At 39.2% G+C, this 15706-nt stretch carries 16 protein-coding genes; 4 read left to right on the top strand and 12 right to left on the bottom strand.

Annotated features, from left to right (window positions below):
• Nucleotides 1-5: 5 nt before the first annotated feature.
• The 3 genes from ACFW35_RS16660 to arsC all read right to left on the bottom strand — a co-directional run bounded on the left by ACFW35_RS16660 (nucleotide 6) and on the right by arsC (nucleotide 3237).
• A complete protein-coding gene (locus tag ACFW35_RS16660) occupies nucleotides 6-1244 on the bottom strand; it encodes an MFS transporter (protein WP_379847306.1) in 1239 nt (412 codons plus the stop codon).
• A gap of 265 nt (nucleotides 1245-1509) precedes the next feature.
• Nucleotides 1510-2745: a TolB family protein gene (locus ACFW35_RS16665; protein WP_379847307.1), complete on the bottom strand. Its 1236-nt coding sequence runs from the start codon at nucleotides 2743-2745 to the stop codon at nucleotides 1510-1512.
• Nucleotides 2746-2835: 90 nt separating this feature from the next.
• Nucleotides 2836-3237: an arsenate reductase (thioredoxin) gene (arsC, locus tag ACFW35_RS16670; RefSeq protein ID WP_077363604.1), complete on the bottom strand. Its 402-nt coding sequence runs from the start codon at nucleotides 3235-3237 to the stop codon at nucleotides 2836-2838.
• 137 nt (nucleotides 3238-3374) lie between these two features.
• On the opposite strand from arsC, the gene ACFW35_RS16675 reads away from it, so the two are divergent.
• From ACFW35_RS16675 to ACFW35_RS16690, 4 genes are all read left to right on the top strand, one after another.
• Entirely contained in the window at nucleotides 3375-3695 is a 321-nt protein-coding gene (locus tag ACFW35_RS16675; RefSeq protein ID WP_077363606.1) for an ArsR/SmtB family transcription factor, read from the top strand.
• A gap of 41 nt (nucleotides 3696-3736) precedes the next feature.
• Nucleotides 3737-5029: an arsenic transporter gene (locus tag ACFW35_RS16680; RefSeq protein ID WP_379847546.1), complete on the top strand. Its 1293-nt coding sequence runs from the start codon at nucleotides 3737-3739 to the stop codon at nucleotides 5027-5029.
• Nucleotides 5030-5050: 21 nt separating this feature from the next.
• The gene (locus ACFW35_RS16685; protein WP_379847548.1) at nucleotides 5051-5512 is read left to right on the top strand and encodes an ArsI/CadI family heavy metal resistance metalloenzyme; all 462 of its coding nucleotides are present in this window, start codon (nucleotides 5051-5053) and stop codon (nucleotides 5510-5512) included.
• Nucleotides 5513-5630: 118 nt separating this feature from the next.
• On the top strand, nucleotides 5631-6218 hold the full coding sequence (locus ACFW35_RS16690; protein ID WP_379847309.1) for a YitT family protein: 588 nt from the start codon (nucleotides 5631-5633) through the stop codon (nucleotides 6216-6218).
• A gap of 681 nt (nucleotides 6219-6899) precedes the next feature.
• Here the strand turns inward: ACFW35_RS16690 and ACFW35_RS16695 are convergent.
• The 9 genes from ACFW35_RS16695 to lepB all read right to left on the bottom strand — a co-directional run bounded on the left by ACFW35_RS16695 (nucleotide 6900) and on the right by lepB (nucleotide 15597).
• Entirely contained in the window at nucleotides 6900-7163 is a 264-nt protein-coding gene (locus ACFW35_RS16695; protein WP_130296841.1) for a metal-sensitive transcriptional regulator, read from the bottom strand.
• A 117-nt stretch (nucleotides 7164-7280) separates the two neighbouring features.
• Complete coding sequence (locus ACFW35_RS16700; protein ID WP_379847311.1) at nucleotides 7281-9029, bottom strand: phospho-sugar mutase; 1749 nt, start codon at nucleotides 9027-9029, stop codon at nucleotides 7281-7283.
• A 455-nt stretch (nucleotides 9030-9484) separates the two neighbouring features.
• Nucleotides 9485-11035: a GNAT family N-acetyltransferase gene (locus ACFW35_RS16705; RefSeq protein WP_379847313.1), complete on the bottom strand. Its 1551-nt coding sequence runs from the start codon at nucleotides 11033-11035 to the stop codon at nucleotides 9485-9487.
• 35 nt (nucleotides 11036-11070) lie between these two features.
• Nucleotides 11071-11463 carry a VOC family protein gene (locus tag ACFW35_RS16710; protein WP_379847550.1) on the bottom strand — a complete coding sequence of 131 codons (393 nt, stop codon included), beginning with the start codon at nucleotides 11461-11463 and terminating at the stop codon, nucleotides 11071-11073.
• Complete coding sequence (locus ACFW35_RS16715) at nucleotides 11463-12128, bottom strand: HAD family hydrolase (RefSeq protein WP_379847314.1); 666 nt, start codon at nucleotides 12126-12128, stop codon at nucleotides 11463-11465. The genes ACFW35_RS16710 and ACFW35_RS16715 overlap by 1 nt, the downstream gene beginning before the upstream one ends.
• 82 nt (nucleotides 12129-12210) lie before the next feature.
• On the bottom strand, nucleotides 12211-13068 hold the full coding sequence (locus tag ACFW35_RS16720) for a ComEC/Rec2 family competence protein (protein WP_379847316.1): 858 nt from the start codon (nucleotides 13066-13068) through the stop codon (nucleotides 12211-12213).
• A 384-nt stretch (nucleotides 13069-13452) separates the two neighbouring features.
• Entirely contained in the window at nucleotides 13453-14619 is a 1167-nt protein-coding gene (yhbH, locus tag ACFW35_RS16725) for a sporulation protein YhbH (protein WP_379847318.1), read from the bottom strand.
• A 193-nt stretch (nucleotides 14620-14812) separates the two neighbouring features.
• Entirely contained in the window at nucleotides 14813-14989 is a 177-nt protein-coding gene (locus tag ACFW35_RS16730; RefSeq protein ID WP_379847319.1) for a hypothetical protein, read from the bottom strand.
• A gap of 32 nt (nucleotides 14990-15021) precedes the next feature.
• The gene (gene lepB / locus ACFW35_RS16735; RefSeq protein ID WP_379832565.1) at nucleotides 15022-15597 is read right to left on the bottom strand and encodes a signal peptidase I; all 576 of its coding nucleotides are present in this window, start codon (nucleotides 15595-15597) and stop codon (nucleotides 15022-15024) included.
• Nucleotides 15598-15706: the final 109 nt, after the last annotated feature.

Genomic DNA, 15706 nt, shown 5'->3' on the forward strand with positions numbered 1-15706 from the left:
TAAAATTATGCTTTTCGAACTGCGGGCAATAAATAAAACAGAAACGTACTCGCTGTTACAATTCCACCTATTGTGATGATAAACGCGGAACTGGTTGATGCCGCTAAATAACCTGATAGCATTGCTGCGACAGGCAGTAATAGCCATGTCATCCACCGGCTTGTTGCTTGCACTCTGCCTAATAAATAATCAGGAGTGTGCGTCTGACGAATCGTTCGAATACACGGGTTTATCATACATGCTGCTAATACACCAATTGCATTCGTTACCGCGACTGTAATAAAAGTTTCAGAGAAAGCGAGCCCAATTATGGAAAGTCCTCCTATTAGATGGGCGATCATTAAAATCGTCTGAAATCTGAAAATCCGGCTCATTCTGTTTGTTACAAGAGCTCCGGTAATCGCCATTAAACCGCCTATAGAGAGTATGAACCCAATTTCAGCAGGTTTTAAAAAGAGAACTTCTTTAAAGTGAAAAATAAGCAAGGTTAAAAACATCGTGGTTCCAAAAGTTGATATCATGAGCGCCAAATTGGTATACCAAATGATCTTCGTATTAAACACATGTTTAAATCCTTCTTTGAGTTCAGAAGCAAAGATTTGAAAAAATGTCTGTCGGTTAAAACTGGTAACTTTGTTATCCGGTACAACTTGGATTTTAGTTATCATATAAAAAGTTAAAAAGAAAGAGATAGCGTTTAAGAATAGACCTGCACCTGGTACTGTAATAGACACAAGCAGTCCTCCGATAGCAGGACCAATGACAATTGCCGTTTGAAATAACCCTTCATCCCATGCGTTCGCTTCATGAAGCCTTTCTTTTTGGACAAGATGAGGCAGAAAAGCAAATCCAGCAGAATTATGTAACTGCGTCAGCCAACCCATCAATAATGCACCCGCAGCAATATGCCAAAATTCAAGTGTATTCGTTTGGTAGAGCACAGCAAGCAGCAGCAGTAAAAATCCTCTTGAGAGATCACTGAAATAAAGGATTCTTTTCCGGTTATATGTATCTGCAATCCATCCTGCAATAGGCTGAAAGAAAACCGGGATCCTTTCTACCGCGGCTATTATTCCCATAGAGACCGCCGAACCAGTAAGCTGAAGTACAATCAACGGAAGTGCGAGGAGATAAACTTGATCTCCTAAAAATGATATGAACTTACTTCCAAGCAAGTTCATTACTTTTACATTCTTATATAATGGCTGTGTTTCTTGGTGTGAATTTTGACGTAAAGACTGCATACTTAAATCCCCTTTCTCTCTGCTTAATAAGATTACTTATTAAGCAGAGAGAATCCTTTATAAAAAAATAAATTGTTGGGGGACAGTCCCCCCACAATTTATTTCCCTTCGTCGTTTCGGCTTTCTGAGCTATATAAATCCTCCAAAAGGACTCTGATCTTTCACCTTTTACTTTTTCCCTTTCATAAATCTTCTAGTTCCTTGACAATTATTTCCCAACATACTAAAAGAAGCACCTCTGAACAGAGAATGCTTCTTTGTTCTGCTATCGGACTTGATAAACATCGAGTACGCTTGGCCATCCGTAGTATTCTTCGGCAGGTTTTGCTAATTTATCGATCCAAACGGTTTCTTTAGATTCCGGATCGACCTTTTTCATCACTTTTGATTGATTGAAACTTTCAACTGATCTTACCCAAACAATCCCCCCATTAGGTAAAGTTTTTGGATATTCGTCTGCAGCTATTTTCACGGGCTGAGTTAATCTTTTAGCACTTCTTGTAGTTGTATCAACTAAAGCTAGGAAAGGCTTAGATCTTTTTTCTTCAGTCACTTCCCATCCCCATTCAATCTGCCTGCTTACAACAATTTCACGGTCACTTCTCCATGTGAAATCGCCATCTGCATATCCATGGAAACCAAGATCCACTCCTTTTCCGCTTCGCGAGTCCCAAACAGTTAACCGTTTATTTTCAGAGATCAACCTTCCAATCCCTTTGATATAAGCCAATCTTTCAGTTTTTAGAGACCAATGAAACCAATTTGAATTATTTAACATATTTGCAATCATTTTCGTTGTTGATCCATTCTTTGAAACAATCATCAATGTATTGCTGTCAGCTGACATTGATGCAGTCGGGCAGGCAATAAAAGCGAAAACGCTGTTCTTCATGCCCCATTTAAATTGTGTTGTACCAATTGCAAAAAATGATTCACTCATTTCTGGCAATGTCGTGATCTTCTTTACTTTTTTCAAATCGCCTTTTGTATCTGCTGGGACAGTAAAAATCTGAACAGGGGTCCATCCATCTGGCAGCAGATTGGCTGATGATGAAACAACAAACCCTTTACTGTCAGGAGTCCAGCTATAGTTTCCTGCACCAAGGGTCACATTTTGAAAAGATGACGCCGGCTTCGAAACATTTATTACATTTAGAACACTCCCGCTTTTGAAAGCGAGCAACTGACCTCCAGGTGACCATCTTGGCATCTCAACATCACCAGTAAACACTTTTCTTTTTAAACGAGTCACCCGGTTGTACACCCATAACTCTTTTGCTGCACCCTCACCAGACATGTAACTGATATACATGCCATCACTAGAGAATTTCGGGTGTGACAGCTTAGTGCCTTCAACTAACCTTCTTTCCACATCCCCATCTTTTAACCAAAGTCCATCTTTACGAATAAAAGCAGCTTTTCCCTCGGCAGCTTTAGAATGGCTCGGAACATTCATAATAATAATCAGCATACAAACCAACAGAATGGTTAATCGTTTCAAATCATTCACCTCATTACTAACATGAACTAAATGAGGGAAATCATACAAAAAAGCTCAGAAACCATTAGTTTCTGAGCTCGTCTGCTACAATTATTCTCCTGTTTCAGAAAAACGTTTGATTCGTGCTGCGATTTCGTCACGTACACGCTGGAACTCGCTCCACTCTTTTCCTGCAGGATCATCAAATCCCCAGTGTTCACGTTTTTTGTGAGGTGGAGTTGCCGGACATACGTCATTGGCATGTCCACAAAGCGTTACAACTAAGTCCGCTTTTTCTAAAATATCTTTATCAATTACGTCAGAAGTCTGATTTGTAATATCGATATCTACTTCTTTCATCGCTTTAACTGCATTCGGGTTTACCCCGTGCGCTTCAATTCCAGCAGAATATACGTCATATTTATCACTAAGATAGTGGTGTCCGAATCCTTCAGCCATCTGAGAACGGCAAGAGTTTCCTGTGCAAAGGAAATAGATAATTGGTTTTGCCATGTTTAAAACCTCCTAAGATAAAAGAACTTCTTTCGTGACCATCATAATATAAGTATATCCTTATATCAATATCTATTTATATATTCTTTGACATTCTATATAAACATATGGTTATATACTAATGAGGTGAGATCGATATGGAATTGGATCAATTAACGGAATGCTATAAAGCAATGGCAGACAAAACTCGTTTAAATATTTTAGCCTTACTCCGCCACGAAGAATTATGTGTATGTGAGCTGGTTGAAATATTGAAGATGACACAACCTAGTATTTCACAGCATTTAAGAAAATTAAAGCAAGCTAAATTAGTGAAAGAAAGACGAAACAGTCAATGGATATTCTACTCCATCGACGGTGAGATCTATCCATTTATAAAAGCAAACTTAGATGCTCTGCCTGATATGTCAGAGAAAATTGAACAACTTAAAGCTTCAGGCGGTAAGGTTTGCTGCTAACTTAGAGAAACAAAGCAATTGGGGGAATTATTATGGACAGCATGGCAATAACGGCCTTCGCTGTATTTTTAGTTACAATCATTTTTGTTATCTGGCAGCCTAGAGGGCTTTCAATTGGATGGTCTGCTACGATTGGTGCAGCCATTGCACTACTTTTAAAAGTAGTAAGTCCTGCAGACGTCTGGACCGTTACGGGAATCGTTTGGAACGCAACATTAGCTTTTGTTGCAATCATTCTCATATCAATCATATTGGACGAAATCGGCTTTTTTGAATGGTCTGCCCTTCATATGGCAAGACTTGCTGGCGGCAACGGTAAGAAGATGTTTACATATGTCATCCTTCTTGGGGCTGCTGTTTCCGCATTCTTTGCTAACGATGGTGCAGCTTTAATCCTGACACCGATCGTACTTGCTCAAGTCCGGGCGCTTAATTTCAAAGAATCAATGGTTCTTCCTTTTATCATGGCGAGCGGATTTATCGCAGACACGACTTCTTTGCCGCTTGTGGTATCAAACTTAGTAAACATTGTTTCAGCTGATTTTTTCAACATTGGATTCGTTGAATACGCAAGCCGGATGATCGTTCCGAACTTCTTTTCTTTAATTGCGAGCATGCTTGTTCTGCTTATCTTCTTCGGTAAAGATATCCCTGAAAACTATGACCTTTCACAACTAAAACAACCAAAAGAAGCCATTCGTGATCAGAAGCTCTTCAAACTGTCATGGTTGATACTTGCTGTTCTTTTAGCAGGTTATTTAACAAGTGAGTTTATCGGTGTTCCTGTATCATTTATCGCAGGAGCAGCAGCACTAATCTTTATCTTAGCTGCTCGTAAAAGTCCGGCTATCTATACGAAAAAAGTGATTAAAGACGCACCATGGACGGTTGTTGTATTTTCAATCGGTATGTATGTAGTTGTTTACGGCCTTCGTAATGCAGGGCTTACAGAGATGCTTGGAAACGTAATTCAAGCTGTTGCAGACCAAGGATTGTTTGCTGCTACGATTGGTATGGGCCTTATTGCAGCGGTTCTTTCATCCGTCATGAATAATATGCCGACTGTAATGATTGACGCTTTAGCTATTCAAGGCACAGAAACATCTGGCGTCATCCGCGAAGCATTAATTTACGCAAACGTTATCGGTTCAGACCTTGGACCAAAGATTACGCCTATTGGGTCATTAGCAACCCTTTTATGGCTGCACGTATTATCTAAAAAGGGTGTAAAAATCACGTGGGGCTATTACTTTAAAATTGGGATCCTATTAACTGTCCCGACTTTGTTCATAACTCTAACCGGCCTATATCTATGGCTGCTGCTTCTAACGTAAAAAGGAGAGTGCAAAATTATGATCCAGCGTATGCATGTTGCTGTTAACTGTACAAATTTAGAGAAATCACTTGTGTTTTATAAAAACTTCTTCGGGCAAGAACCAGCAAAAGTAAAAGAAAACTACGCGAAATTCGAGCTCGATGAACCTGGACTTCACTTTTCTCTGAATGTGCGTCCCTTCGAAAAAGAAGGCGTGTTGAATCACTTAGGTTTTCAAGTAAATAACACTGAAGATGTGCTCGCTATGGGCGAACGTCTTCGCAGTGCAGGTCTGCTATTAATCGACGAGATGGATACGACATGCTGCTATGCCGTTCAAGATAAGGTATGGGTCTATGACCCGGACGGAAATGCTTGGGAGATTTTTTATACAAAAGAAGACTCTGAGTTTGAATCCGCTGGAGATGCACGCGACCTTTCACTTTGCTGTGCTCCGCCACAAAAACCGCAAACGATTCAATTAGGATTCACAAAGAAATAAACACACATCCCCTTGCTGAATAGCAAGGGGGTTTTGTATGTTAATCGCTCCCCATAATGACTATTCTTGGACAATCCCGCATATTATTTACTAATCACATTAGACAGGGATGATTGCCATGATGAGACGTACTGTAGCAATCTTTTTGGGCAGCGTGCTGCTTGGTATAGGAATAAATGGATTTATTGTCCCTTTTCATTTATTAGATGGCGGGATGATCGGGATCAGTCTTCTCGTAAAATATGTATGGGGCTATAAAGTAGGGCTAACCTTGATATTATTAAGCATTCCGATCTATCTTTTAGCTTGGAAGCTGGAACGCCGCTATTTTATTAACAGCATTCATGGTCTCTTAGTTTCTTCCTTAATTATTGATCTTTTGACCCCATTAAGAGGTATGTTTTCTGTTTCAATCATTGAGAGCTCTGTAATTGGCGGTTTGTTTATTGGAACAGGTATCGGCTGGATGCTGAGGCACGAAACAAGTACTGGAGGAACGGATCTGCTGGCACTTTTCGTATCACGCTGGCTTTCAATCAATGTCGGTATGGTCATCTTTTTGATTGATGCGGCCGTTATATTGGGAGGACTCTATGTAATGGGAGAAGGAATTCTATTTTATTCCCTCGTTACGATTCTTTCAGTAGGGTTTGCAACGATGACAATGACACTGATCCGGTCGATTCAATTTTATAGGAGCACATAAAGGGGGCTGTCCCAAAAATAAGGTAAACTTACTTTTGGCAGCCCCGAATTTTTTATTTTAGAAATAAAAAATAAATCATATCCTCGAATTTCACATTGTGAATTTTTAGATAACCTATCTTCTTAGAATTATAGACATTATCCAAAAGTCAAAAAGGCTCTTTTCTAAAAGATTTTCCTAGAAGATTGTTGTTTTCGGCTCATTTTGTTCCTTCTCTTCATTGACAAGTTGATTGAAGTGCAATGTGCGTGCCTACCACAAGAGAAGCTTCTCGCTAGGCATGCGACGAGTAAGCACACGTCGGTAGCATTTACTTGTAGACGCAGGAGCAAGGATACTTCCATGAAGAGGTCAGGTGAGCCTCCTAATGGTGCATAGCGCCAAGGAGGCTCACCGCACGCCCCGCGGAAAACGAGCAACCTGGAACGGAAATCAACCACTTCGAAGAGCATCTATTAAGCGTTCGTACGTACAATCGGCATTGTGCATGATAACCCTTTACAGTCTAAAACTTGATCTACTTTAATACTCATGCTTATTACTCCATATTTTTTTGAACCCATATACCCACATAGGTATATGAAAATTCAAAAAATTTTATAAAAATTATAAACTTATACCCATATGGGTATGTTGAATGATAAAAGAGAATCTGTCAACAGGCTATCCTTATGACAGATATTAACGGCTTTTCACAAGAAGCTGAACGGCTTCTTTTACAAGATCAGAGTTCATTTCTTCTCCGTTTTCCATTTGATCACGCAAGCATTGTTCAAGATTCGTGCCGACAATTAATCCAATCGTACGATCAATAGCAGTTCGTGAGGCAGAAAGCTGTGTAATAACGGCTTTACAATCTTGCTCTTCTTCTAACATACGCAAGACACCACGAATTTGCCCCTCAATTCTTCTTAGACGATTTTTCATTTCTTGTGTGTATTCCAAATCAGCACCTCCTCTTTGCAAAATACCTATAGAGGTATATTACATCATTATGTCAAACGTTTCATTAAAAGTAATGAAATTGGCTGCAGGCACTGCCTTACAGCCATTCATTATTTATTATTGTGCCACCTTTTGCATTCTTTCATGAACCAAATCCATAACGGCCTGCTTTAATGAAGCTAATGATTCGTTGGCTTTCTCGTTTGATTTAGCTTGTACTCCGAAATAAAACTTAATTTTCGGTTCTGTTCCTGAAGGTCTTACACAGAACCACGATCCGTCAGCTAACTTATATTTAAGCACATTTGATTTCGGAAGAATAATATCATTATTCGTATCACTATCTATAGTATATCGGATACTTGATTGATAATCCTCCGTAACATTCATCTTTTGTCCGTTGATCTCAAGCGGCAGATCAGCTCTAAATCCAGCAAGCAGGTTTTCGATCTGCTCAGCGCCAGATTTGCCTTTTAACGTCAGAGATTCGAGTCCTTCCTTATAATAACCGTACTTTTCATAAACATCCGTTAACGCATCATAAAGCGTTTTGCCTTGTTTTTTATAATATGCAGCCATTTCTGCACCCATTAAACATGCTTGTACAGCATCTTTATCACGCACAAAGTCACCAATTAATGAACCATAGCTTTCTTCGTACCCGAAAATAAAGGAATGTTCTCCGCTCTTTTCATATTCTTTTATTTTTTCACCAATAAATTTGAATCCTGTAAGTGTATCTTCACATGTTAAACCATAAGATTCAGCAATAACACGTCCTAACTCTGATGTTACAATTGTTTTAAATACGATACCTTTAGAACAAAGGCTGCCTTTTTCTTTACGCTGAGAAAGAATGTATTCCAGCATGAGGGCTCCCGTTTGGTTACCCGTTAAGATCTCATATTCACCTTTATTATTTTTCACTGCAATCCCGACTCTGTCTGCATCTGGATCAGTCGCCATAAGGATCTCAGCATCATTTTCTTTTCCATACTGAATTGCCAGTTCAAATGCAGCATGTTCTTCAGGATTAGGTGATTTTACTGTAGAAAAATTCGGATCAGGCTGCTCTTGCTCTTTGACAACAGTAACATTTGTAAATCCTAGCTGCTTGAGTCCTTCTCTTACTGGAATATTAGCTGTTCCATGCAGCGGAGTAAAAACAATGCTTAAATCATGCATTTCTTTAATAACTTCACGATTTAAGCTGATCTTAGTCAGCTGTTCCATATAAGCTTTATCAATCTCTTCACCGATGACTTCGATCAACCCTGCATTTTTTAATTCTTCTTCCGTCTTTACTTCTATTAATAATTCATCATCAACCGCATTTACCTTTTCGATTACTTCATCCGCTTCTTTAGGCGGCAGCTGTCCGCCATCTGGTCCGTAAACTTTATAACCGTTATACTCTGGAGGGTTGTGACTTGCTGTAATTACAATCCCGCTATACGCTTTTAAGTATCTAACTGCAAAAGAAAGCTCAGGTGTAGGTCTTAAGCTTTCAAAAACATATGCCTGTACACCTTTCGAAGCTAACGTCTTAGCTGCTTCCATCGCAAATTCAGGAGACTGGTGTCTTGAATCATAAGCGATCACTACTCCGCGTTTTTGTGCCTTTTCACCTTGTTCCATTATAAAATGCGCTAACCCAAGTGATGCTTTACGAACCGTATACGTGTTCATTCGGTTAGTACCAGGACCAATTTCCCCGCGCATTCCACCTGTGCCAAACTCTAAGTTCTTATAGAAACAGTCTTCTAGTGCAGTCCTGTTATCTTTAATTCCTTTTAATGCAGTTTTTAAAGATTGTTCAAGTGCTTCGTGCTGTATCCATCTTTCGTATGTTTTCTCCCAGGACATTGTACTGCCTCCTTTTTCTATTGAAGCTTAATAAATGTTTGTTTTCTTAAGTTTCGATTTTAATCGATTATTTCCTGCTCTATCTATTAAATACGGCCTTTATTATATCGTTTTCATCAAAAAAAATAAAATCCAATCGTAAAGTTACCCTTAACTTCGACAGCATTCGTTATATTTCCCGAGAAATAGAAAAAATGCGGGAAGCTTTTTGAAGTTTCCCGCATTTGTGTCTGTTTTCGTAATCATGGTTGCTCTTGAAAGTGGTTGATTTCCGTTTCAGATACTCGCTTTCCGCGGGGCGTGCGGTGAGCCACCTTGTCGCTTAGCACCTGCTGTGTCTCACCTGTCCCGCTACTCCCGCAGGAGTCTCGCATCTTACACTCCTATCAACTTGTCAATGAAGAGGATTTACTCAATGACCTGAAAGCAACAATTTTTTAGTAAAATAGCCTTGTTTATTTACTCTTATCCTTTTGGATCACACTATATAAATCAAGACGTCTATCTCTAAGCAGCGTAACACTTCCTGTTTTCCGCTGTCTTCTCAGAATTTCAAGATCGACATCACCTACCACTACCGTCTCGATATTCGGGTGGCATTCTCCGACAATACCGTCTCTTGGGAAAGAGAAATCAGAAGGTGTGAAGATACCTGACTGGGCATATTGAATGTCCATGTTTTCAACTTGTGACAAGTTCCCTACTGTTCCAGCAATCGCTGTATAGATTTCATTTTCAATCGCACGAGCTTGGGAACAATAACGCACACGAAGATATCCTTGACGGTCTTCTGTACAGAACGGTGTGAATATAATTTTAGCACCTTGATCTGTAACAATACGTGAAAGTTCAGGGAATTCGATATCATAACAGATAAGAATAGCAACTTTACCGCAATCCGTATCAAATACTTGTACTTTATCCCCAGCTGAAATTCCCCACCATTTTCGTTCATTTGGCGTGATATGAAGTTTATATTGCTTATCAATTGTACCGTCTCTTCTGAACAAATACGCTACATTGTAAATGTCGCCATCTTCTTCGACAAAGTGCGATCCCCCTATGATGTTCACATTGTATCTTACTGCAAGGTTCGTAAACAATTCGATATACTGCTCCGTGAACTCAGTTAATTTACGGATCGCCAAGCTTGGGCTCTTTTCTTCGCAAAACGATAAGAGCTGTGTTGTAAGCAATTCAGGGAAAACAGCAAAGTCTGAACCTTGGTCCGAAGCAACATCCGTATAATATTCCACTTGAGTCGCAAAATCTTCAAAGGAATCAATTGATTTCATCATATATTGAATCGTTGTGATTCTTACTGGTTCACTTGTTTTAAAGTACTTTTTCGTTTTATTTGGAATGTAATCGACATTGTTCCATTCCATTAAAGTCGCATATGCTTTAGACTGCTTATCATCTGGCAGATAGCTTTTATTTAAACGCATGATCGTGAAACCATTCATAAGCTGAAAGGTTAAAACAGGGTCATAAATATTGTGCTGGATAACTTCTCGAACATACTCTCTCGGTGTCATCTCTTTTGAATACTTATGATAGTTTGGAATCCTTCCGCCTAAGATAATACTCTTCAAGTTTTTTTGTTCAGCCAGCTCTTTACGTGCTTCATACAATCGAGCTCCTATTTTCATACGGCGGTATTCGGGATGAACCATAACTTCAATCCCATACAAATTAAAGCCTTCAGGGTCATGATTTGTAATATAGCCCTTGTCTGTGATTCCATCCCATGTATGTTTATCATCATATTCATCGAAATTCACCATGAGACTCGAACAGCTTCCGATGATTTTCCCTTCATACGTTACGCAAAATTGACCCTCAGGGAATATCCGGAGATGGCTCTCCAACTGATCCCGCTGCCACGGTTCCATGTTTCCAGGAAAGCAGACTTTTTGAAGCTTTAAAATTTCATCAATATCCTCAAATTGTATATTTCTTAGTTCTATCTTTTTCTCAAATTTTGAAACATCGATCTCGCTCATCTATTCCACTCCTCTAACCTTCTTACTCGTTCAGCTTACTTCCATTTTTTCATACGCTCATAAAGAGAACCTGTATATAATTCCAGTTCATTGCCGTCAGGATCAAGAAAACTTATCGTCCATCCTCCGCCCCTCTCGATAGGTCCCCTCGTTATCATAACTTGTTTTTCTTCGAGGTAAACAGCAGCTTTATGAAAGTTTTTTTCAGAAACCGAAAAAGCAAAGTGATCCACACCGATTTGGTCTTTTTGTTTAGGTTTTGCTTTTTTGATTTCCAGTAAACATAACCAGATTCCGCTAATGTCCAAGTATACATCTGTATTCCCTTTATGAACTATTTTTGCACCTAAAATATTTTGATAAAAACGAACGGCTCTAGATAGTTCTGAAACTCTTACGGTTATATGATTGATTCCCTGAACCTCAATCATGATTTTTGTTGTTCTACTAGCTGTATAAGTGCAGCCAGTTCAAGCTCTGCTATTGACTCCAATTTATGATCCACTTCGTCAAATTGCATATGTCTTGTTACCGGGTTTGGTATAGCTACACAATAGAGGCCTGCTTTTTTTGCAGCTAAAGAACCATTAACAGAGTCCTCGAATGCAATAGCCTCTTCTGGACTCACTCCTAGTTCATCTACCGCTTTAAGATATAGCGCAGGATCTGGTTTAACTTTTTCGACATCATCAGCTGTTTTGATCACTTCAAAATAGTGGCTGAGACCGATTCTTTCAAGATGTTCCATTACCCATTGCCGTGAAGAGCTGGATGCAAGCCCTATCTTCAAACCCAACTCTTTTGCTGCTTTTAGATAGTTCTCTATCCCTGGAAGAGGTTTTTGTTCTTTAATTAAGGCTAACGCTCTATCTGTTTTCTTTGTCCTTAACTCATCATGATTCAGTTTTTTATTAATTTGTTTTTCTAAGTATTCATAAGGATTAAAACCAGAATGAGTCCCTATGCTTTCGCCCCACACTTCCAAAGGCAGCTCACTTCCATGCTCTTTAAACATTTCTTGAAATGCATTGTAATGCTGAGTTTCAGTATCCAGAATCGTACCATCAAAATCAAATACTAGTGCTTTAATCAATACTAATCATCCTATCCGCGTTTTTATTTATTTTCTTAAATTTTTTATAAAGACGCAAGAAAACCGATTCTGGTCTGGCAGTTTAATGCAGCACATTGGTTCTGAACATGATTTTCTTTCCGTTGCTTGTTGCGATGATTGCTCCGAGCTGATCTGTTCTGTAGACAGCCATCTTTCTGTTATTTAATCGATATAGGACTTCTTTAGAAGGAAATTGATAGGGGTTGTTCTTCCCCACTGAAATTACAGCTGTTTTGGCTTTAACCTTCTTTAAAAACTCCATTGATGATCCGGTGTTTGCACCATGATGACCAATCTTTATAACATCCGCCTTTACTCCCCCGCGGCTCATAATTTCTTTTTCTTCCTCTGCACCCGCATCTGCCATCAGCAAAAAGTTCTTTTTTCCGTGCTGGATCTTTATAACTGCCGAATAATCGTTTATATGTTTGTAGTACGATCCTTTAGGTGCAAGCATTTCAACTTTTACCGAAAATCCCATTTTAAAATGGACGCCTGCTTTTGCCCGGTCTACTGGAATTTGCTTTTCATTAATCACACGAAAAAGGTCATGATAGTACTTTGTATCATATGGCAGGTTTGGCATGTACAGAACACTTACCGGAAATGCACGAATCACATCATCTAGTGAACCGATGTGATCATGATGGGGATGACTGGCTACTACAATATCTAAATGGGTAATGCCTTCTCGCTTCAGGTAAGTGATAATTTCTTCCGCATCATGCTCATCCCCGCCGTCGATCAGCATCGTCTGTCCGTTCGGAGCTTCTACAAGAATACAGTCGGCTTGTCCAACATCTAAAAAGTGGATTTTTAATGGATCAAACCAGTCGGCATGTGCAGTCTTTCCTGGTACAAGCATCCATGCAAGTAAGAAATAAATGACGAATGCCGCTGATTTGTTATATTTCTTCAAACTTCACACCCCTTTATTATTTTGTTTATTTATCATTAACCTTTGTAGCCCTTGAGAGGTTGATTTCTGCTGCAGGATGCTCGCTTTCCGCGGGGCGTGCGGTGAGCCTCCTCGGCTATTTAAGTCTGCGGGGTCTCACCTTCAAGTAAGTTTGTGTGCTCCTGCGTCTACAATCCTAACGAAGCATGTTCCTCGTCGCATGCCTTGCAAGATGTATATTCAGGTAGTTGGCACGCAGGAGTCTCGCACCTTCCGCTCCAATCAACTTGCCATTGAAGGGAATCAAAAAAAATCGTTCAAAAAATCTTATCTTTAGTTATATGTAATTACGCCTGTTTCAACAACAAAACCCGCTATCCAATACATGGATGGCGGGCGGCTAAATTATGTGGTGATTTCACTTTTTTTGAAGAAACTCTTCATGGCATGGTAAACATCCGCTTTTTCTTTTAAAATATAATGATTAAATTTCGGGTTATCCATATTTTTATATACACTCATTAATGTAGAGTGGCGGTTATAAGCATTCACTTCTCCATATCCAAACATATTTGAGTGTTCCATAATCTGCTGCACGAGTTTTACACATCTCGCATTATCACTTGTTAGATTGTCACCGTCGGAAAAATGAAACGGGTAGATATTAAAGCGGTTTGACGAATATTTCGTTTCAATAAGTTCCAGCGCTTTTCGGTAAGCTGATGAACAGATCGTTCCTCCGCTTTCCCCTTTGTTAAAAAAGTCTTCTTCAGTAACTACCTTGGCTTCTGTGTGATGTGCAATAAATTCGATTTCTACTTTTTCGTATTTTGAGCGCAAAAAACGCGTCATCCAGAAAAAGAAACTTCTCGCCATGTACTTTTCCCATATTCCCATAGAACCCGATGTATCCATCATCGCTAAAACTACAGCTTTCGATTCTGGTTTTATTACTTCATTCCAGGTTTTAAAACGCAAATCATCATTATGGATAGGTGCTACACTTGGTTTGCCGATTAGTGCATTTCTTTTAAATGCGGTCAGTATGGTTCTTTTTTTGTCAACGTTGCCCATTAGGCCTTTTTTGCGAACATCATTAAATTCAATCTTTTCTAAAACGATCTGGTCTTGCTCTTTTTGTTTAAGATTTGGCAGCTCCAGCTCTTTAAAGAGCATCTCTTCAAGTTCCAATATGGAAACTTCTGCTTCTGCATAATCCACTCCTGGCTTATCACCCGCTGGACCTTTTCCTTTTCCTGCGCCATTTTGTCCTGCACGTCCATCTTTGGCTACTACGTCCCCCACCTGGCTATCTCCGTCACCTTGGCCTACGTGCTTGTTTTTGTCGTAGTTGTATCGGATTTTGTATTCATCCATCGAACGGATTGGAATTTTGATCACATCACGCCCGTTGGATAGAATGATATTTTCTTCGCTTATCAAATCCGGCAAGTTGTTTTTAATGGCTTCCTGCACTTTTTCCATATGCCTTTGATGATCTTGATATCCTTTTCGGTGGAGGGACCAATTTTCCTGGGACACAACAAAATTGTTCTTATCCTGTTCGCTCATAGTTTTCCCCTCCAGAGCAGCAAGAGTCAATGCTGCTTTTCTTGATCAACCCGGGGCATATCCTGTTTCCTTTTAATCCGCTTTTATAAAAAAAAGGGTTGGTTACTCTATCTTATGCAAGTACTCACTAGAATTGCTAAACTTTCACGAGAAAAAAGCCCCCTTTTCCAAAATCGAAAAGAGAGCTTGCACATTATTTCTTATATTCCTTTTTTTCATGCTGTTTAGGGTCAGGTGTTTTACCGCTTTTACGTACTTCTTCATTTGTTGAAACATGTTCCATCACTTTTCCGTGTTCTTTCATTTCTTCAAAATTTGATGCCATTGAACTGTTTTTTCTTTTAGGTTCTTCTTCATTTGGTTTTGTCATAGGGATTCACCTCTTAATGAAATTTCCCCCAATTATTCCTTTTTAAAACCGTTAAAAACTCTCAGTTCATCAACTGGCCAATAACGAATATTCGCTTCTCCTACTATATCCTTCATTTCAACAAAACCAATATGGCGGCTGTCGATGCTATGAAGCCTGTTATCACCAAGAACGAAGATCTTTCCTTTTGGAACTGTATCATGTCCTGTGATTTCTTCGAGAGTAAAGTTGCCTGTCAGGGTTCGGTTGCCTGCAAATCTTTTAAATTCTTCTAGATAAGGTTCCTCTACTGGCTTATTGTTAATATAAAGTTTGTCATCTTTATATGCGATATGATCACCGGGCAAACCTATTACACGTTTAATATAATCTTCTTTCGGATTTGCTTTAAACACAATAAGATCGAAACGTTCCGGGTTGCCGATCTCATAGCCGATTTTATTTACGATAAGGCGATTGCCATTTTGAATCGTAGGCATCATCGATTCTCCGTAAACAACATACTGCTCAATCAAAAACTTTTTTATTATAATAGCAAGAATGAGTGCAATTCCAATCGCTTTAATCCAATCCAGCAGTCCATTTCTTTCTTTTCGAGCCGAGCTCATACAGCTCACTTCCTTTAGTTAGCTTATTAGTATCAATTTACCATTTTTAAGTTAGCAATTACAAGGTCAATATTTTTATAGTAAAAATGAATGTATAAAGATTCATTTG

The sequence above is a fragment of the Fictibacillus sp. NPDC058756 genome, from assembly GCF_042746035.1.
Lineage (GTDB): Bacteria > Bacillota > Bacilli > Bacillales > Fictibacillaceae > Fictibacillus.